The sequence below is a fragment of the Janthinobacterium sp. PAMC25594 genome (assembly GCF_019443505.1).
Taxonomy (GTDB): domain Bacteria; phylum Pseudomonadota; class Gammaproteobacteria; order Burkholderiales; family Burkholderiaceae_D; genus Janthinobacterium.
In genome coordinates this window covers 4,973,512-4,991,361 of sequence record NZ_CP080377.1, presented here as the reverse complement: position 1 = coordinate 4,991,361, position 17,850 = coordinate 4,973,512, and the positions used below count along the sequence as shown (strand labels likewise).

15 protein-coding genes are annotated in these 17,850 nt (G+C 64.3%); 6 read left to right on the top strand and 9 right to left on the bottom strand.

Going from position 1 to position 17,850, the window contains the following annotated elements; all coding sequences use genetic code 11:
* Positions 1–206 precede the first annotated feature (206 nt).
* Complete coding sequence (locus KY494_RS22415; RefSeq protein WP_375143389.1) at positions 207–929, top strand: MgtC/SapB family protein; 723 nt, start codon at positions 207–209, stop codon at positions 927–929.
* Positions 929–1,240, top strand: coding sequence for a hypothetical protein (locus tag KY494_RS22410; protein ID WP_219132832.1), 312 nt, complete (start codon positions 929–931; stop codon positions 1,238–1,240). Before KY494_RS22415 ends, KY494_RS22410 begins: the two co-directional genes overlap by 1 nt.
* Here KY494_RS22410 and KY494_RS22405 read toward each other — a convergent pair.
* Together KY494_RS22405 and KY494_RS22400 are read right to left on the bottom strand one after the other, a co-directional pair.
* Positions 1,232–2,629, bottom strand: coding sequence for a cell wall metabolism sensor histidine kinase WalK (locus KY494_RS22405; RefSeq protein WP_219888284.1), 1,398 nt, complete (start codon positions 2,627–2,629; stop codon positions 1,232–1,234). The genes KY494_RS22410 and KY494_RS22405 overlap by 9 nt on opposite strands.
* Positions 2,622–3,302, bottom strand: a complete 681-nt coding sequence (locus KY494_RS22400) for a response regulator transcription factor (RefSeq protein WP_219888283.1) — start codon at positions 3,300–3,302, stop codon at positions 2,622–2,624. Before KY494_RS22400 ends, KY494_RS22405 begins: the two co-directional genes overlap by 8 nt.
* A 238-nt stretch (positions 3,303–3,540) precedes the next feature.
* On the opposite strand from KY494_RS22400, the gene KY494_RS22395 reads away from it, so the two are divergent.
* The 3 genes from KY494_RS22395 to KY494_RS22385 are packed head-to-tail and all read left to right on the top strand — an operon-like array spanning position 3,541 to position 9,026.
* Positions 3,541–4,665, top strand: coding sequence for an efflux RND transporter periplasmic adaptor subunit (locus KY494_RS22395; protein ID WP_219132829.1), 1,125 nt, complete (start codon positions 3,541–3,543; stop codon positions 4,663–4,665).
* Positions 4,658–7,762: an efflux RND transporter permease subunit gene (locus KY494_RS22390; protein WP_219888282.1), complete on the top strand. Its 3,105-nt coding sequence runs from the start codon at positions 4,658–4,660 to the stop codon at positions 7,760–7,762. The genes KY494_RS22395 and KY494_RS22390 overlap by 8 nt, the downstream gene beginning before the upstream one ends.
* Positions 7,749–9,026 carry a TolC family protein gene (locus KY494_RS22385; protein WP_219888281.1) on the top strand — a complete coding sequence of 426 codons (1,278 nt, stop codon included), beginning with the start codon at positions 7,749–7,751 and terminating at the stop codon, positions 9,024–9,026. The genes KY494_RS22390 and KY494_RS22385 overlap by 14 nt, the downstream gene beginning before the upstream one ends.
* A gap of 125 nt (positions 9,027–9,151) precedes the next feature.
* Here KY494_RS22385 and KY494_RS22380 read toward each other — a convergent pair whose 3' ends face one another.
* The 7 genes from KY494_RS22380 to KY494_RS22350 form a co-directional block, all read right to left on the bottom strand.
* The gene (locus KY494_RS22380) at positions 9,152–10,237 is read right to left on the bottom strand and encodes an acyltransferase (RefSeq protein ID WP_219888280.1); all 1,086 of its coding nucleotides are present in this window, start codon (positions 10,235–10,237) and stop codon (positions 9,152–9,154) included.
* Positions 10,238–10,595: 358 nt separating this feature from the next.
* Positions 10,596–10,802 (bottom strand): hypothetical protein, encoded by a 207-nt coding sequence (locus KY494_RS29870; RefSeq protein ID WP_071075595.1) that lies wholly within the window; start codon positions 10,800–10,802, stop codon positions 10,596–10,598.
* An 80-nt stretch (positions 10,803–10,882) separates the two neighbouring features.
* Positions 10,883–11,800, bottom strand: a complete 918-nt coding sequence (gene xerD / locus KY494_RS22370; protein ID WP_375143388.1) for a site-specific tyrosine recombinase XerD — start codon at positions 11,798–11,800, stop codon at positions 10,883–10,885.
* On the bottom strand, positions 11,797–12,297 hold the full coding sequence (locus KY494_RS22365; protein WP_219888277.1) for a methylated-DNA--[protein]-cysteine S-methyltransferase: 501 nt from the start codon (positions 12,295–12,297) through the stop codon (positions 11,797–11,799). The genes xerD and KY494_RS22365 overlap by 4 nt, the downstream gene beginning before the upstream one ends.
* Positions 12,298–12,722: 425 nt before the next feature.
* The gene (locus KY494_RS22360; RefSeq protein ID WP_219132822.1) at positions 12,723–14,003 is read right to left on the bottom strand and encodes a TRAP transporter large permease; all 1,281 of its coding nucleotides are present in this window, start codon (positions 14,001–14,003) and stop codon (positions 12,723–12,725) included.
* Positions 14,000–14,572 (bottom strand): TRAP transporter small permease, encoded by a 573-nt coding sequence (locus KY494_RS22355; protein WP_219132821.1) that lies wholly within the window; start codon positions 14,570–14,572, stop codon positions 14,000–14,002. Before KY494_RS22355 ends, KY494_RS22360 begins: the two co-directional genes overlap by 4 nt.
* A gap of 115 nt (positions 14,573–14,687) precedes the next feature.
* Positions 14,688–15,680, bottom strand: coding sequence for a TRAP transporter substrate-binding protein (locus KY494_RS22350; protein ID WP_375143494.1), 993 nt, complete (start codon positions 15,678–15,680; stop codon positions 14,688–14,690).
* Between the two features lie 136 nt (positions 15,681–15,816).
* Here KY494_RS22350 and KY494_RS22345 point away from each other — a divergent pair, with 136 nt between their 5' ends.
* On the top strand, positions 15,817–17,829 hold the full coding sequence (locus KY494_RS22345) for a PAS domain S-box protein (RefSeq protein ID WP_257571955.1): 2,013 nt from the start codon (positions 15,817–15,819) through the stop codon (positions 17,827–17,829).
* Positions 17,830–17,850: the final 21 nt, after the last annotated feature.

The window sequence follows — 17,850 nt, the reverse complement described above, 5'->3', positions numbered from 1 at the left end:
TCGATTGACCATCGGCGATCGGCCTTAGGCAAGACGCGCGCATTCCGCCCGCCTGGCCCATGGCAAGGTGCGGTTTTACCAGCGGCGATGTCCATTCGCCGCCACTTCCCTCCTCATCGTTCCACCGTTATCGTCTGCTGCCCCCTTTCGGGGCGAATTGTCTTCGCCCTTGCACTCGCCTGTTCCTCCCCAGCCGGGAGAAACTGATGGTGGTATTTGATTTTTCGCTGCGCGTTGCCGCGGCATTGACCCTGGGCGCCATGATCGGCGCCGAACGCCAGCTGCGCCAGCGCATGGCGGGCCTGCGCACGAACGCGCTGGTGTCCGTCGGCGCCTCGCTGTTCGTGATGGTTTCCGTACTCGAAGGCGATCCCGATGGCCACCTGCGCATCGCCGCGCAGGTGGTGTCGGGCATCGGCTTTCTCGGTGCCGGCGTCATCATGCGCGAGGGCATGACCGTGCGCGGCCTGAACACGGCCGCCACCCTGTGGTGCTCGGCCGCCATCGGCGTGCTGTGCGGACTCGGTTTCGCGCTGGAAGCGGCCATCGGCACGGGCTTCGTGCTGGTCGCCAACCTGGTGCTGCGCCACCTGGCGCAACGCATCAACGCCCACGGCAGCGAGGCGGGCATCGAGACGGAAAGCATCTACCGCGTGACGGCTGTGTGCGAGGCGGAGCAGGAAGTGCAGGTGCGCAAGCTGATGCTGCGCCTGATCAGCGGCATGCCGGCGCTGATGCTGCAATCCCTGCACAGCGAAGACGCGGCGCAGGCCGGGCGCATCGAAGTGCGCGCCGACCTGCTCACGCCCTTGTCCAGCCTGGGATTGCTGGAGCAGATCGTCAGCCAGGTCAGCCTGGAAGGCAGCGTCTCGGCCGTGCGCTGGGCGCTGGTGAACAACGCGGAATTTGTCGCCGAACGGGGAGTCTGATGATGAAAAAATGGATGCTGTGGTTCGTACAACGGGGGCCGGCCGTCGCCACCTACCGCCTGACCGTCACTTGTCCGGCGGCGCAGGCCGACCACGTGGTGCGCCTGCTGCTGGCCGAATTGAAAGGCGCGGGCCTGGCGCCGTCGCAGATGCTGCGCAGCTGGGACGAGGCCAGGCAGGTGGTGCAGCTGATCGCCACGGTGCTGTGCCTGGCCGTGCAGCGCGCCGTGCTGGTGCGCTTCGTCAACCGCGCGGGCGCCTGGCCGCAAGTGCGGCAGGTGCGCTGGGAAGGCGTCGCGCCTTCAGCTTGAAGCGGGCAGGCGCATGAGGAACAGCGCGCCGCCTTGCGGGCGGTTCCGCGCCTCGATACTGCCGCCATACGCGTGCACGATGGCTTGCGACAGGGCCAGGCCCAGGCCGAAGCCCGGCGCCTCGCCCGCGCGCGCCTGGGCGCCCCGGTAAAAACGCTCGAACAGATGCGGCAAGTCTTCCACGCCGATGCCCGGTCCCGCATCGGCCACGCCGACGATCGCATGTTCGCCATCGCGCGCCACGTACACGGTGATGACGCTGTCGGGCGGCGAAAACTTCACGGCGTTATCGAGCAGATTGGCCAGCACCAGGTCGACGGGGCCTGCCGCCACCCGGGCCTGCACGGCCATACTGTCATCAAAGACGATGCGGATGCCGCGCTGCGCCGCCGCCTTTTCCAGCCGCTGCGCGGCCGCCCGCGCGAGCGGATTGAGCGCGATGGTTTCCACGGCATTGCGCTCCTGGCCCACGTCCAGGCGCGTGAGCATCAGCAATTCTTCCACCAGGGTCGTCAACCGCTGCACTTCATCGAGGCAGGACGCCAGCGCATCGACATACTCGGGCGTGTCGCGCGGGCGGCGCAGGGTGATTTCGATTTCCGTGCGCAGGCGCGACAGGGGCGAGCGCAATTCATGCGAGGCGTCGGCCGTGAAGCGGCGCTGCGCGTCATAGCCGTGTTCCAGGCGCTCCAGCATGGCGTTCAGGGTATCGACCAGGCGGCCGATTTCATCGGGCGTGCCGGGATGCGGCAGGCGCCAGCCCAGGCTGGCCTCGCCGATGCAATGGGCTTGCCGCACCACGTCGTCGATGGCGCCCAGCACGCGACGCGTGAGCATTTCGCCGGCCAGCCCGACGGCGCCCAGCAAGGCCAGCGCCATGGCGCCAAACAGCACGGTGGCCGCAGCCAGCACGTGATTGACGTCATCGAGCGAACCGGCCACCTGCACCGCCAGGCGCAAGCCGGACGCGGGTACGGGGATGGAAACCATGCGCAGCGGCTCCTCGCCGAACTTGGGCAGGGTTTCGAAGACGGTCTCGCCGGCCGCCAGGCGCGCCAGCAGGATGGGTGACACCGGCAACTGCGCCGCCTCCAGGTTACGGCTGCGCGCCAGCACGCGGCCTTCGCCATCGATGATCTGCACCAGGCGGTCCAGCCGCATCAACGACGGCGGCGCCAGGCCCGACGCCACCTCGTGCACCTGCACGGGCTGGCGCGGGGCGGCCGGCAGCATGGCCATTTCCGTCTCGGCCAGCGCCAGCAGGGCCGCATCGAGCTGGCCATGCACGGCGCGCGACAAGCCCCAATAGCCGGCCAGCGCGGTACAGGCGACGATGGCAAGGATGACGGCCAGGTGCACCCGCAGCAGGCGCTTGCGGAAGCTAGCCACCGTTGTTTTCCGCCAGGCGGAAACCGCGTCCACGCACCGTGTGGATCAACGGCGGCAGGCCCGGCGCATCGACCTTGCCGCGCAAATTGCGCACGTGGACGTCGATCAGGTTGTCGATGCCGATCAGGTCCGCCTGCCAGATCTGCTCGGCCAGGCGCGCGCGGCTGACCACCTCGCCCGCCTGGCGCAGCAGGATCAACAGAATCGCGTATTCCTTGGGCGTGAGCACCAGCGGCGCGCCGGCCCGCGTCGCTTGGTGGCTGACGGGATCGAGCGTCAGGTCGGCCAGCGCCAGCACCAGCGGGCGGCTGATGTCGGAGCGGCGCAGCAGCGCGCGGATGCGCGCCAGCAGCTCCTCGAATTCAAACGGTTTGGTGAGGTAATCGTCGGCGCCCATGTTCAGGCCCGCCACGCGGTCGGCCGTGGCGTCGCGCGCGGTCAGCATCAGCACGGGCGTCTGGATGGCGCGCGCGCGCAAATCGCGGCAAAAGTCGATGCCCTGTTTGCCCGGCAACATCCAGTCGAGCACGATCAAGTCGTAAGCGACGGCATAGCTTTCGTCCTCGCCCTCTTCGGCGCTGTGCGCCACGTCGACGACGAAGCCCTCTTCCTGCAAGCCCCGCGCCAGCAGCCGCGCCGCCTTGCGGTCATCTTCCACCAGGAGGATTCTCATGCCTGCCTTTCCCATTGTGCTGCGTTTTCCCGCATTTTCCATCCTTGCATTTTACCGCGCCGTGGCCTGCGCGCACGGAACCTGAAGAATGATTCAGGCGTTCTTGGGAGCTTCTTCAGGACGACATTGCTATGCTTTTCCGGCGCTGTCATATCGCTGCCCGCGCTCCCCTCTGACCGCCCGCCTGGGCACGGCATCCACGCATGCCCCATCACCATCAATAACAAGGAAACACGGGATGAACACGACCACCCGCAACGCCCTGGGCGCCAGCTGCGCCCTCGCTCTCGCCTGCTCGGCCCTGGCCGGCTGCGCCAAACCGACGGCGGCGGCCACGCCGCCCGTCCAATCGATGCATCTGGACGACGGCACCATCACGGTGCCGAAAACGTCGCCACTGCGCCAGCGCCTGCAGATCGCGCCGGCGGAAGAACAGGATATCGCCACGCAGACCGATGCGCCGGGCAGCATCGAAGCGATGCCGGAAAAGCTGGTGAAAATCACGCCGCCCCTGTCGGGGCGCATTACGCGCCTGCAGCGCGCCCTGGGCGACAGCGTCAAGGCCGGCGATGCCCTGTTCACCCTCGATTCGGCGGAGCTGAGCGCCGCGCACGCGGACGATAGCAAGGCCAGGTCCGCCCTGCTGCAAGCGCGCCAGGAACTGCAGCGCCAAAAAACCCTGTTCGAGGCGGAGATCGCCGCGCACAAGGATTACGAGGCTGCCCAGGCGGCCTTCGACCAGGCCAATAGCGATGCGCATGCCAGCGCCGACAAGCTGGCACAGTACGGCGCCAGCGCCGGCGGCTCGCGCCGCGACTACGTCCTGCGCTCGCCGATCGCCGGCACCGTGATCGAGATGAGCGGCGCCCAAGGCGGCTACTGGAACGATATCAACGCGCCCATCATGACGGTGGCGGATCTCTCCACCGTGTGGCTGTCGGCCAACGTGGCCGAAAGGGACCTGGCGCAGGTGGCCGTCGGCCAGGCGGCCCGCATCACGCTCGACGCCTGGCCCGGCAAGGATTTTGAGGGCAAGGTCGCCTATGTGGGCGCCGTGCTCGATAGCGAGACGCGCACCGTCAAGGTACGCGTGGCCATCGACAACCGCACCGGCATTTTCAAGCCGGGCATGTTCGCCCACGCCGGTTTCGCCGGCGCCACCCGGCGCGGCCTGATGGTGCCTGCGGCGGCGCTGCTGCAAAGCGGTCTGGTGACGCGCGTGATGGTCGAACGCGGCCCGCTGCGTTTCGAACCGCGCGTGGTGCAGGTGGGCGCCAGCCGGGGCGACCAGGTGGAAATCGTCTCCGGCCTGAAGGCGGGCGAACGTATCGTCGTCAAGGAAGGAGTGCTGCTCAATGGTTGATCGTTTCATCGCCACCTGCTGCCAGCGGCGCGGCATCGTCTGGCTGGTACTGTTGTGCGTGACCCTGTACGGCGTCTATTGCTGGAAGCAGCTGCCCATCGAAGCCTATCCCGACATCGCCGACGTCACCTCGCAAATCGTCACACAGGTGCCGGGCCTGGGCGCCGAGGAAATCGAACAGCAGATCACGATACCGCTGGAGCGCGCCTTGCTGGGCACGCCCGGCATGCATGTGCTGCGCACGCGCAGCCTGTTCGCGCTGTCGCTGATCACGGTCGTATTCGAGGATGGCAGCGACGGCTACTTCACGCGCGAGCGGCTGCAGGAACGCCTGGCCAGCGTGAACCTGCCGTACGAGGCCAAGCCGGGGCTCGACCCCTACACTTCGCCCACGGGCGAGATCTACCGCTACACGCTGGAATCAAAAACACGCTCCCTGCGCGAACTGTCGGAGCTGCAGTTCTGGACGGTCATCCCGCGCCTGCAAAAGGTACGCGGCGTGGCCGACGTCAGCAATTTCGGCGGCCTGACGACGCAATTCATGCTGGAACTCGATCCCGCAAAACTGGACAGCTACGGCCTCTCGCTGGCGCAGGTGAAGGACGCCATCAACGCCAACAACATCAGTGGCGGCGGCAGCGTGATCGACCGCGGCCAGCAATCGTACGTGGTGCGCGGCGTGGGCTTGCTGCACTCGCTCGACGACATGGGCAACGTGGTCGTCAGCAGCAAGAATGGCGTACCCGTGCTGGTGAAGGACCTGGGCAAGCTCGCCTACGGCAACGTGGAGCGGCGCGGTATCCTGGGCAAGGACAACAATCCCGACACCATCGAGGGCATCACCCTGCTGCTGAAGGATTTCAATCCGTCCGAGGCGCTGGCGGGCATCCATGCGGCCGTCGATGACCTGAATGCCAACGTGCTGCCGAAGGACGTCAAGGTGGTCGCCTACCTGGATCGCAGCTCGCTGATCGACGCCACCCTGCACACGGTGGGATTTACCTTGGGCGAAGGCATGCTGCTGGTGGCCCTAGTGCTGCTGCTGTTCCTGGGCAGCCCGCGCGCGGCCGCCATCGTGGCGCTGACGATTCCGCTGGCCCTGCTGATCGCCTTCATCTTCATGCACCATTTTAAAATTCCCGCCAATTTGCTGTCGCTGGGCGCGATCGACTTCGGCATCCTCGTCGACGGCTCCGTAGTGGTGCTGGAAAACATGCTGCGCCGTCGCGAACGCGAGCAGGAGCGGCCGCTCACCATCGATGACGCGATCGAGGCGACCCTGCAGGTGGCGCGCCCCATCATGTTCGGCATGGCCGTCATCATCGCCGCCTACCTGCCCCTGTTCGCCTTCCAGCGCATCGAATACAAGCTGTTCTCGCCGATGGCGTATGCGGTCGGCGCGGCACTCGTGGGCGCGCTGGTGGTGGCGCTGGTGCTGATCCCTGGCCTGGCCTGGCTGGCATTGCGCAAGCCGCGCCGCACCTTCCATAACCGCGTGCTGGAACAACTGACGGCAGCATATGGCCGCTTCCTCGATCGCATGGTGGGCAAGAGGCGCTGGGTGGCCGCCGTCTGCGCCGCCTCGCTGGCAGGGTTGGCCCTGCTGGGCGGCAGCATCGGGCGCGACTTCCTGCCCTATCTCGATGAGGGCTCGCTGTGGCTGCAAGTGCAGATGCCGCCCGGGATCACCCTGGACAAGGCGTCCGAGATGGCCAGTGAACTGCGCCGCGCCGCGCTGGAGTTCCCGGAAGTGTCGACCATCGTCACGCAGACGGGGCGCAACGACGACGGCACCGACTACTGGACGCCGTCGCACATCGAGGCCAGCGTGGGCCTGCATCCCTATAAAAGCTGGAAGTCGGGCATGAACAAGCAGCAGCTGATCGCCAAGATGAGCGAGCGCTTCGCGCGCATGCCCGGCTACACGGTGGCCTTCATGCAGCCGATGATCGACGGCGTGCAGGATAAATTGTCGGGCGCGCACAGCGACCTGACGGTGAAGATCTTCGGCGACGACCTCGACGAAGTGCGCGGCATCGCCGGCAGGGTGGCGCAAGCGCTGAAAACAGTCCGTGGCGCCTCCGACGTGGCGGTGGACGTGGAGCCGCCGCTGCCCAACCTGAAGGTGGAACTGGACAGGGCAAAGGCGGCCCGCTACGGCATCAACGCGGCCGACGTGGCCGACCTGATCTCGACCGGCATCGGCGGCGCGCCCATCGGCCAGGTGTACGTGGGCGAGAAGAGCTACGACATCGCCGTGCGCTTCCCCACCGAGGTGCGTTCCAGCCCGGACGCCATCGCCAAACTGATGCTGACGGCCGCCAACGGCGCCAAGGTGCCGCTGGCGCAGGTGGCGCAGATCAGCACCACCTCGGGCGAAAGCGTGATCGTGCGCGAAATGGGACGGCGCCACATCATCGTACGCCTGAACGCCCGTGGACGTGACCTGGCCGGCTTCCTGGCCGAAGCGCGCCCGCTGGTGGCCAAGACCGTCGCCGACGAGCACCAGCGCATCGGCGTCGAATGGGGCGGCCAGTTTGAAAACCTGCAGCGCGCGGAAAGCCGCCTGGCCATCATCTTGCCGATGACCCTGGGCGCCATGTTCCTGCTGCTGTTCGGCCAGTTCCGCAACCTGCGCCAGCCGGCCCTGGTCTTGCTGGCCGTGCCGCTGGCCATGCTGGGCGGCCTGGCCGCGCTGCACCTGCGCGGCATGACCTTGAATGTCTCAAGCGCCGTCGGCTTCATCGCCCTGTTCGGCGTGGCCGTGCTGAACGCCGTGCTGATGCTGGCGCAGATCAACCGTTTGCGCGCCGACGAAGGCAAGAGCCTGCGCGATGCCGTGCTCGAAGGCGCGCGCGACCGCATGCGCCCCGTGCTGATGACGGCCACCGTGGCCGCGCTGGGCCTGACGCCGGCCATGCTGGCCACCGGCCTGGGCAGCGACGTGCAGCGCCCGCTGGCCACCGTGGTGGTGGGCGGCCTGGTGACGGCGACGGCGCTGACCCTGCTGCTGTTGCCGGCCCTGTATTACCTGATCGAGGCGCACGTACAACAACGCCGGATCGACACCGAAGGAGTAAACCATGACACGTTTTAATGTACTGCTGGCGGCCTGGCTGATGACGCCATGCGCCATAGCCGCGCCCCTGAGCTTCGACACCTACCTGAGCGCCGTGGAAACGCACAGCCTGGAGCTGAAAGCGCAGAACGAGAGCATCGGCTCGGCCAGGGCCGGCATCGGCATCGCCGGCCTGCGCCCCGATCCGGAATTGACGCTGGGCGCCGCGCGCGAAACGCCGCGTTCGATCGAACGCCGTCCCATCACCTGGACGCCAGCCATCAGCATGGCCATCGAGACGGGCGGCAAGCGCGCCGCGCGCCTGAAAGCGGCGCGCAGCAATGTCACCGTGGCCGAGGAAACGGTGGCCGGCTTCAGGAACGAACTGTACGCCACTGCGGCGGCAGCCTACACGGAAGCGTGCCGCACGCGCGAGGTACTCGTGCGCAAGGAGCACACCTTGGCGGCCCTGTCGAAAGTGGTCGAGGCGAACGTGGTGCGGCGCAAGGCGGGCGACGTGGGCGGCATCGAGCTGCTGCAGTCGCGCGTGGAACGCGACCAGTTCCAGGCCGAACTGGCGCAGGCACGCAGCGAGGCGCAGGGCGCCATGCTGGAACTGTCGCCGCCGCTGGGGCGCCAGCTCGATGCGCTGTTTCCCGACGCGCAGCTGGCATGCGACTTCACCGCCTTTGCGGGCGGCGAAACCGCCACCCTCGTGCCGCAGGCGCTGCGCGAGCGCAGCGATGTGCGCATCGCCCGCGCCACGCTCGACAATCTGCGCGATGGCGCCGCGCTGGTGCGCGCCAACCGCTCCGTTGATCCCACCGTGACGCTGGGCCTCTCCGCCGTGCGCGGCTACCACGACGGCATCGATGCCCATGGCGAACCGGTGGACGGCTCGCCCCGTTCGCGCGCGCTGTCCATCTCGCTGGCCATCCCCATCCCGCTGTCGCGGCGCGACAAGGGCGACGTGGTGCAGGCCGAGGCCGGCGTCACGCAAGCGATGCTGGCCTTGCGCCAGGCCGAGTTGAAAGCGGAAACGGACGTGCGCGCGGCGCAGCTGCATCTGCGCACGGCGCAGGAGCGGCTGGCGCGTTACCGCGACGGCGTGCTGCTCGATGCGCAAAAGGTCGTTGACGGCATCCGCCTGTCCTACTTCAGCGGTAATGCCTCGCTGCTGGAATGGCTGGCCGCGCAGCACTCGGCCGACGACGCCTACCAGGGCTATCTGCAGGCGCGCGCCGATGTGGCCATCGCCAGCACACAGCTGCAACTGGCCATCGGCCAGCGGCCCACCCTGTAGCGGAAGGTAGGCGTGACAGCCTCGAAGCCTGGAAGGCAACGTCTCGGCCGTGCGCTGGGCGTTGGTGAATAATGCGGAATTTGTCGCCGAGCGGGGGGTGTGATGACGTCCTTCAAATCGCCGTACTAGCCAAAGCTGAAACGCGTCCCGACGCGCAGCAGCACCTGCTTCGTCAGACGCTGCAGGGCCGGCTCGGCATGCACGGCCACCAGCCATGCGCCACACAGGGAAAAGAGCAGCGCGCCGCCCAGCGCGACCCAGCGCCCGGCACCGGCTTGCACCAGGCTGCTCATCAGTTGCGCGCCCGCCACCTGGTGCAGCAAGTACAAGGGAAATGTCATCATGCCGGCCGTTTTCAACCAACGCAAAAACCACTGCGGCAGCGCATGCACGCGATGATTCTTGCGCACGGAAAGCACCACCCAGACCAACGCCCCCAGCCAGAACAGCACTGGCGTCCAGGCTGAAAAGGCACTGCCCGTCGTCTGGTTCGTCGCCGCCGCAGTGAGGGCAATCTGCAGGCAGCCGGCGGCGCAAAAGAATACGCACCACAGCTGGTTTTCGCGGCTGCGGTGCTTGACCAGCGCCAGCCACAGAAAAATGCCGAGAGCAAAGAAGATACCGTGATGTACCAGCAACAACGCCAGGATTCTGGAGCGGCGCAATTGCTGCATCAGCTGGGCGAACGGCCCTGCGTCCCCAATGCTCGCCATCCATGCCATCAGCCAGAACAGGGCGCTGACCAGGCCGACAACAATGGCGAGGCGATTGATCCAGACAAATTTCCCGCGCAAGACCAGCAGGAAAACGAGCGAGTAAAAGACGATTTCGATGCCCAATGTCCAATAGGCGTAATCGATCCAGGGCGCGACCGGGATAAACAATACGCTATGCAAATAAGCCCGCAGCGTGTGGTAGACACTCCATTCGCCGCCGATCAGCACGGCCACAAGGGTCGCGCTAGCGCATATCCATACGCCGGGCCCGAGGCGCACCACACGACTGACCAGAAACGCATACGCGCCTGCCCGTTCGCCGGAAAACGCGATCACAAAGCCGGAAATGACAAAAAATATTTGCACGCCGACCCAGCCGAAATGGGTAGAAGAAAACAGTTCAGGGAAGGAAATCAGATTCTGCAGGCCGGGCGAGGAAACGGGCGACGGATCGACCCAGAACCAGAAACCGTAGTGGTAGGCCACCACCAGCATGGCGGCAATGAAGCGCAGCGCATCGAGTCCGATCACATGACGGGGATTAAGCTGGGTGCGAGTATTCATTAGCCGTGCATCTTATTGAAATATAGTACACGGATGGTAACATTACCACATGTCCGCCTGATTACAAATTGGATAACTGTTGTCCATGCGCCTCATCCTGCCTTCCAGCTGGCGCCAGCGCAAGCGCGACGATGTGTTGCAGACCGGAAACGGCGTCACGCCAGAGCTGCGGGCAGTGGCGACGATACCTGCCAAGGCAGGTTGCAGGCGCGCTTATAGCAGGAGGGGGAAAGGTAGAACGAAGAGATGCCGGCGCGGCGGTGCCGCACCGGTCATCAGGAACGGGCAATTACTGCGGCTGGGCGGGCGCGTCGCCTTCGGCCGCCGCATCTGCGGCGTCATCGGCATCGTCTGCATCTGCTTCTTCGCCTTCAGTGCCATCGGCAGCCTTGGGATTGTTTTTCGCTTCCAGCTTGCGCCTGGCTTTTTCCTCGGCTTTCTTCTTCTTTTCCAGCTCTTTTTGCCGTTTTTCGTATTGGAAATTTGTCTTGGCCATTTACTACCTCTTTAGTTTTTAGATGTTACAGATAAGCACATAAGGCACATTATGACGTAATTGGACCAAACACCAAATGTTTAGCCTCGCGGATGATGCTGCGCATGCAGCAGTTTCAGCCGTTCGCGGGCCACATGCGTGTAAATCTGCGTGGTGGAAATATCGGAGTGTCCCAGTAACAATTGCACAACACGCAAGTCCGCGCCATGGTTCAGCAAATGCGTGGCGAACGCATGGCGTAGCGTGTGCGGCGACAGCGGCGCCGTGAGGCCCGCGTTCAGCGCATGTTTCTTGATGATGACCCAGAACATTTGCCGCGTCATGGCGCCCCCGCGCCGCGTGACGAACAGCGCGTCGTCCATCTGGCCATCGAGGATGACGCCGCGTGCTTCCTTCAGGTAGCGCTCGATCCACAGCCGCGCCTGCTCACCGAACGGCACCAGCCGCGTCTTGCTGCCCTTGCCCGTGATGCGCAGCACGCCATCGTTCAGGCTCAGCTCCACGGATTTCAAGTCCACCAGTTCCGACACGCGCAAGCCGCTCGCATACATGAGTTCCAGCATGGTGCGCTCGCGCAGGCCCAGCGGCGTGCTCACGTCGGGCGCCGCCAGCAGCGCTTCCACCTGCGCTTCGCTCAGGGTATGCACGAAGCGCGCGGGCTGCCTGGCCGAGACCATCTTCAGGCACGGGTCAGCCGCGATATGCTTGTGCCGCAAGGCCAGTTGGTAAAAACGCTTGAGCACGGACAGCCGGCGGTTCGACGACGTCGCCTTGCTCTCGTCGTGGCGGGCGGCGAAATACGCCTCGATGTCGGCCGTGGATACCTCGTACAGGCCCTCGCGTCCGGGTCGCGCCACTTCCAGCCAGCGGGCGAACAGGCGCATGTCGCGCCGGTAGGCGTCCAGCGAGTTTTTCGACAGGCCGTCTTCCAGCCACAGGCTGTCGCAGAATTCATCGATCAGGGTCGTGTTGTCGGGCGTTAGCAGGCTGTTCATCATCGGTACGCTTCCACGCCTTCATGCGCCAGCAGCCAGCGCTTGACGCCCAGGTGAAAACCGCTGGCATCGTCGTGGTGGGCAAAGCCGCCCAGGCCGCCGGCAGCCGTGACGCGGTGACACGGTATGAGCACGGGATACCAGTTGGCGCCGCAGGCCTGGCCCACGGCGCGCGGCGCCGAGCCGATGAACCGCGCCACATCGCCATACGTGCGCACCTGGCCGCGCGGGATGCCCGCGATCGCCGCCCATACGCGTTGCTGGTAGGCGCTGCCCAGTTCGGCCAGCGGCAAATCAAAGACATGATCAGGGTCGCGGAAATAGCGCGCCAATTGCTGGCACGCTAGCTCGGAGACGGCATCCTGCGCCGCCTTTTCGGCGAAGTGCGGCGGCAGGTAGACCAGTTCGCGCAACTGGCCGTCCTGCGCGCGCACGCCCATGGCGCCGAACGGCGCGGCCACGATGGCACTGAACAGCTCACTTCCCTGTTGTTTTTTCATCTGCTGATCATTATTCAAGTGTGGCAAATATACAACCTGCAGGTACCCCATAGTGCATTCTGGCGATTATGCACCGTCTTCGGACAGGTGGGCGGACGTTTCCCGCACACGAAAAAAAAGCGCACCAGCCGGTGCGCTTCAAATATTGCTTCACGTTCCCGGTCGTTTGGGTCCGCCGGTGCCGACTTGTTGCGACAGACAGCGATGACTCAACAACTTCTGTGAAACGTGTGTCTCCTCAATATATCCCCGGTATCAATACCGTTTTTATAGACTACTCCCCCACCAACTTTGTTACCAATTCTGTCTTTCAGCCTTGCTACCAGGGCGTATAAGCATATACGTGTTTCCCCTTAAGGCTGCCCATCATAGCGCATTTATTCGGCCGGATCGACTTTTTTTGCAGCATGACGGGGACAACTGTTTTAGTTGTAAATTAAATTTGGCAGCCACAGCGAGATTTGTGGTACGTAGGTAATCAGCATCAGGAAGGCCAGCATCGTCAGCAGCCACGGCATCACGGCCACGGTCAGCTCCGAAATGCCCATCTTGGTGATGCCGGACGCCACGTACAGGTTCAGGCCCACGGGCGGATGGCACATGCCGACCTCCATATTGACCACGATCAAGATGCCGAAGTGCACAGGATCGATGCCCAGCTTCATGGCCACGGGGAACAAAATCGGCGCCATGATCAGCACGATCGACGATGGTTCCATGACGTTACCAGCCAACAACAGCAAGACGTTGACCACAAGCAAGAAGCTGATCACGCCCAGGCCCTTGCCCGTGATCCACTCGGCCATCGCTTGCGGGATGTTTTCGCTGGTCATCAGGAACGAGAACAGCACGGCATTGGTGATGATGTACAACAGCATCGCCGACATGGCGGCCGAATCGAGCAAGACCTTGCCCACTTGCTTGATCTTCAAGTCCTTGTAGACGAAGACGGCGATGATGAAGGCGTACACGGCAGCCATGGCGGCCGCTTCCGTGGGCGTAAACGCGCCCGAGTAGATGCCGCCCATGACGATGACGATCAGCAGCAGGCCCCAGGCGCTCTTCTTGAAGGTGACGAAGCGCTCGCCCCAGCTGGCCTTCTTCATGCGCGGATAGTTGTTCTTGCGCGCCAAAAACCACGTGGTCAGGCCCAGCAGCATGGCCAGCATCATGCCGGGAATTACACCCGCCATGAACAGCTTGCCCACCGAGGTATTCGTGCTGACGGAATACATCACCATCACGATCGACGGCGGAATCAAAATGCCCAGCGCGCCCGAGGTGGTGATGACGCCGGCACCGAAGCCGCGTGGATAGCCCTGCTTGACCATGGCCGGCAGGATGATGGAGCCGATCGCCACGACGGTGGCGGGGCTGGAGCCGGAAACGGCGGCAAACAGCGCGCACGCCATCACGCCGGCCAGCGCCAGGCCGCCATGCCAGTGGCCCACCATGGAGCTGGCAAAGTTGATCATGCGCCGCGCCACCCCGCCATGCGTGAGGAAATTGCCCGCCAAAATGAAGAAGGGGATGGCCATGATCTCGAATTTCTCGATGCCCGTGAAGATCTTCAGGGCCACCGATTCGATGGGCACGCTGGTCATGGTAAACAGGAACGTCAATACCGTCAGGCCCAGCGAGATGGAGATCGGCATGCCGGTCAGCATCAGCGCCAGCAGCAACACAAAAATGATCAGCGCGTTCATGCCTTGGCTCCTTTTTCTTCCGCCGTCAATTCCTCTTCCAGCCCCTCGACGTGCGAGTGGTCGTGTTTCGGCAAGGCGCCCGTCTTGATGAAGTGCACCATGACCTGCAGGAAGCGGAAGCACATCAGGTAAGAACCGAGCGGCACGGCCAGGTAAACCAGCCACATCGGCACTTCCATGTCGGCCGAAGTCTGCTCCGTGTGGCCGATCGACCACACGAAGCTGGCGCCCAAAGTACCCACGATGCCCGTAAACAGGGCGCCGGCGGCCAGGCCGAAGACGATGAAGCGGTCGCGCCAGCGCGGGTTCATGCGGTTGATCAAGACGTCGACGCCCACGTGGATGCCGGTGCGCACGCCATACGCGGCGCCGAACTTGGCCATCCAGACGAACATGTAGATGCACAGTTCCTGGGCCCAGCTGGTATTGATTTGAATCAGGAAGTCCTGCACGACCGGTATCGGCAAGCCTGCCAGGTAGCGGTGCACGACCGCGACGAAGATGATGAAGGTGGCTGCGCCCATCAGGGACGCGATCAGCCACTCTTCCAGGTGATCCAGAAATTTCATGGTGGACTTTCAAAGAATGCGGGTACGCTGGCACCCGCGCAGGACGCGCAGGTGCCGTTGCTACAGAAAGACAGGATGTCCCTGACAGCCGCGCCCGGTGGCGCGGCCAGCGCGATTACTTCGCGCTTTCCTTGTTGATGGCCGAGATCAGATCCTTGCCGATGCGCCCTTCCATGGCCTTCTGCACGGGCGCCAGCGCGCGGCGCCACTCGGCCTGTTCCTGCACCGTCAGGGTATAGATCTGCGTCTTGCCCGCTTTCTTGATGGCCTCGAGGGCCTGGTCGTTGTCGCGCTGGGCGATGGCCTTTTCAAACGTGGTCGCCTCGCGCATGGCTTTTTCCAGCTGGCCGCGGATATCGGGCGGCAAGCCATCCCAGAATTTCTTGTTGACGATGACGGCATAGCCCAGGTAACCGTGGTTCGATATGGTCACGTGCTTTTGCACTTCATGCATCTTTTGCGTGTACATATTCGATGGCGGATTTTCCGTGCCGTCGACCACGCCCGTCTGCAGTGCCTGATACACTTCCGAGAAGGCCAGCACTTGCGGATTGGCGCCCAGCGCGCGCATCTGCGCGTCGAGCACCTTGGACGACTGGATGCGCATCTTCAGGCCCTTGAAGTCGGCCGGATTGTGCAGCGGCTTGTTGGCCGACATCACCTTGAAGCCATTGTCCCAGTAAGCCAGGCCCGTGATACCCTTGGGTTCCAGTTTTTTCAGCAGGCTCTTGCCGATTTCGCCTTCGGTGACGTTGTACAGCGCCGTCTTGGTGGGGAAGATGTAGGGCAGGTCGAACGCTTCGAATTCCTTCACGCCCAGCGGGCCGAACTTGGCCAGCGACGGCGCCAGCATCTGCACGGCGCCCAGCTGCAGCGCTTCGAGTTCTTCCTTGTCCTTGTACAGCTGGCTGTTCGGGTACAGTTCGACCTTGACCTTGCCATTCGTGGCTTTTTCGGCCAGCTGCTTGAAACGTTCGGCGGCCTGGCCTTTTGGGGTGTCCGTGGCCACGACGTGGCTGAACTTGATGACGATGGGGGCTTGCGCGTAAGCGTGGACGCCGGCGGTGGCGCCGATGGCCGCGCACAGCGCGACGAGCGTGGTTTTCATCTGCATTCTTGTCTCCTGAGTGGTTTTTTTAAAAACTTTGTTATTTGTCTACTTGGATATTGTGCCAAAGAAACTGCCTCGGCTATTGTGGTTAACCACAATAGCCGCCTCCCGATAAGCCGCTACCCTGCCAGCCATGCCGACTCCCCCCACCCTTGCACGCCGCGTCAAGCTATCGAGCCCGATGCGCTGGCTGCTGCCCGTCATCCTGCTGCTGCTGTTCCTGTCCATCCTGTTCTGGCTGCCCTGGCAGGCGCGCCAGATGGAAAGCAACGAGCGCCAGGAACAATTGATCGCCGATACCCTGTGGGTGGAGCAGACCATCCGCTTCCAGCTGGCGCGCAACGAGGAAAGCCTGTTCAACCTGGGGGTGGACATCGCCAGCAGCTCCCTGTCGGCGGAAAAAGTGCACGAACGGCTGCAGCAGATGCTGCGCAATGGCCGCGAACTGCAGCGCGTGCTGTGGCTCGACACCAGCGGCAAGGTGCTGGCCAGCAGCGACAGCAATCTGCCGCATGCGCTGTCGTTTTCGCCCGCCTCGCTGACGGCGGCCGACAATGCGCGCCGCCTGCATCGGGGCCAGTACGCCCAGCCGTCGCAGCAAAGCGGCTTTCCCGACGCGCCGCCGGGCGCCATGCTGATGGATTACCACCAGCCCCTGTTCGATGGCCAGCGCTATGTGGGCAGCCTGGTGGCCACCTACCAGATCAGCAGCCTGCTCGATGAAATGGTGCCGTGGTGGTTCGCCCAGGATAACCAGATTTCGCTGATCGACCGCGACGACAAGGTGCTGGCACGGCGCGCCGCCGCCGGTCCCGGCCACGGCGTGTACACGCACAAGCGCGCGCTCGACGTGCCCGGCGCCACCATCACCCTGTTTACCGACAGCGTGAAAAGCCAGCCCAAGCTGCTGCCCAATTTGCTGGTCGGCTCCGTCATCGCCCTGTCGCTGGGTTTGCTGTGGAGCTTGCTGGCCCTGTGGCGGCACATCTCGCGCCGCCTGGTGGCCGAAGGGGCGCTGCGCCAGCAGATGCTGTTTCGCACGGCGATGGAAAACTCGCTGGTGACGGGCATGCGCGCGCGCGACCTGGAAGGCCGCGTCACGTACGTGAATCCCGCGTTCTGCCAGATCGTCGGCTATCCGGCCGAGGAAATCCTGGGCCGTTTGCCGCCCATGCCCTACTGGGTGCCGGAAGCACTGGAGGAATACCAGCAGCGCTTCGTCAAGGCGCTGGCCGGCAATCCCACGCCGCAGTTCGAAACCTATTTCCAGCGCCCGGACGGCACGCGCGTGGCCGTGCTGATCTTCGAAGCGCCGCTGGTGGACAAGAATGGCAAGCAGACAGGCTGGATGGGTTCCGTGCTCGATATCTCGGACCGCAAGCGGGTCGAGGAACTGAATCGCCAGCAGCAGGAAAAGCTGCAAACCAGTTCGCGCCTGGCCACCATGGGCGAGCTGGCTTCGATGCTGGCGCATGAACTGAACCAGCCGCTGGCGGCCATCTCCAGCTACACGACGGGCGCCTTGAATTTGATCCGCCGCGCCATCGAGCATGACGCGCCCGTCGATCCGAACACCCTGAAGCCGGCGCTGGAGCAGGCCGGCGCGCAAGCGCAGCGGGCCGGCCAGATCATCCGCAGCGTGCACGATTTCGTGCGCAAGAGCGAGCCGCAGCGCCAGGATATCGCCATCCGCACCCTGATCGACGGCATCCGCGCGCTGATCGACCTGCAGGCGCGCAAATACTATGTCACCATCCAGGAAGAAATCCCTGCCGACCTGCCGCTGCTGCGCGCCGACCCCGTGATGATCGAACAAGTACTGCTGAACCTGACGCGCAACGCCATCGAGGCCATGCAGGACGCGGCGCCGGGACGGCGTATCATGCGCCTGCGGGCCAGCCACGACGCGCAGCAGGGCATGGTGACGGTGGACGTGATCGACCATGGCCACGGCATTGCGCAAGATGTGGCCGAACGGCTGTTTTCGCCGTTTTTCTCGACCAAGTCCGAAGGCATGGGCATGGGCCTGAACATCTGCCGCACCGCCATCGAATTTCACGGCGGCGCACTGACCTTCGGCGCCAACCCCGCTGGCGGTACCATCTTTACATTCAGCGTGCCGGCCGCGCCGCGCACTAAGCACTAACCAATAACCAATAACGACGAG

Excerpts from the sequence above, each read along its gene's own strand:
- KY494_RS22410 (WP_219132832.1), top strand. The coding sequence starts at position 929 with ATGATGAAAAAATGGATGCTGTGGTTCGTACAACGGGGGCCGGCCGTC.
- KY494_RS22385 (WP_219888281.1), top strand. The coding sequence starts at position 7,749 with ATGACACGTTTTAATGTACTGCTGGCGGCCTGGCTGATGACGCCATGC.
- KY494_RS22400 (WP_219888283.1), bottom strand. The coding sequence starts at position 3,302 with ATGAGAATCCTCCTGGTGGAAGATGACCGCAAGGCGGCGCGGCTGCTG.
- KY494_RS29870 (WP_071075595.1), bottom strand. The coding sequence starts at position 10,802 with ATGGCCAAGACAAATTTCCAATACGAAAAACGGCAAAAAGAGCTGGAA.
- KY494_RS22360 (WP_219132822.1), bottom strand. The coding sequence starts at position 14,003 with ATGAACGCGCTGATCATTTTTGTGTTGCTGCTGGCGCTGATGCTGACC.
- KY494_RS22350 (WP_375143494.1), bottom strand. The coding sequence starts at position 15,680 with ATGAAAACCACGCTCGTCGCGCTGTGCGCGGCCATCGGCGCCACCGCC.
- KY494_RS22365 (WP_219888277.1), bottom strand. The coding sequence starts at position 12,297 with ATGAAAAAACAACAGGGAAGTGAGCTGTTCAGTGCCATCGTGGCCGCG.
- KY494_RS22390 (WP_219888282.1), top strand. The coding sequence starts at position 4,658 with ATGGTTGATCGTTTCATCGCCACCTGCTGCCAGCGGCGCGGCATCGTC.
- KY494_RS22345 (WP_257571955.1), top strand. The coding sequence starts at position 15,817 with ATGCCGACTCCCCCCACCCTTGCACGCCGCGTCAAGCTATCGAGCCCG.
- xerD (WP_375143388.1), bottom strand. The coding sequence starts at position 11,800 with ATGATGAACAGCCTGCTAACGCCCGACAACACGACCCTGATCGATGAA.
- KY494_RS22395 (WP_219132829.1), top strand. The coding sequence starts at position 3,541 with ATGAACACGACCACCCGCAACGCCCTGGGCGCCAGCTGCGCCCTCGCT.
- KY494_RS22415 (WP_375143389.1), top strand. The coding sequence starts at position 207 with ATGGTGGTATTTGATTTTTCGCTGCGCGTTGCCGCGGCATTGACCCTG.
- KY494_RS22355 (WP_219132821.1), bottom strand. The coding sequence starts at position 14,572 with ATGAAATTTCTGGATCACCTGGAAGAGTGGCTGATCGCGTCCCTGATG.
- KY494_RS22380 (WP_219888280.1), bottom strand. The coding sequence starts at position 10,237 with ATGCTGGTGGTGGCCTACCACTACGGTTTCTGGTTCTGGGTCGATCCG.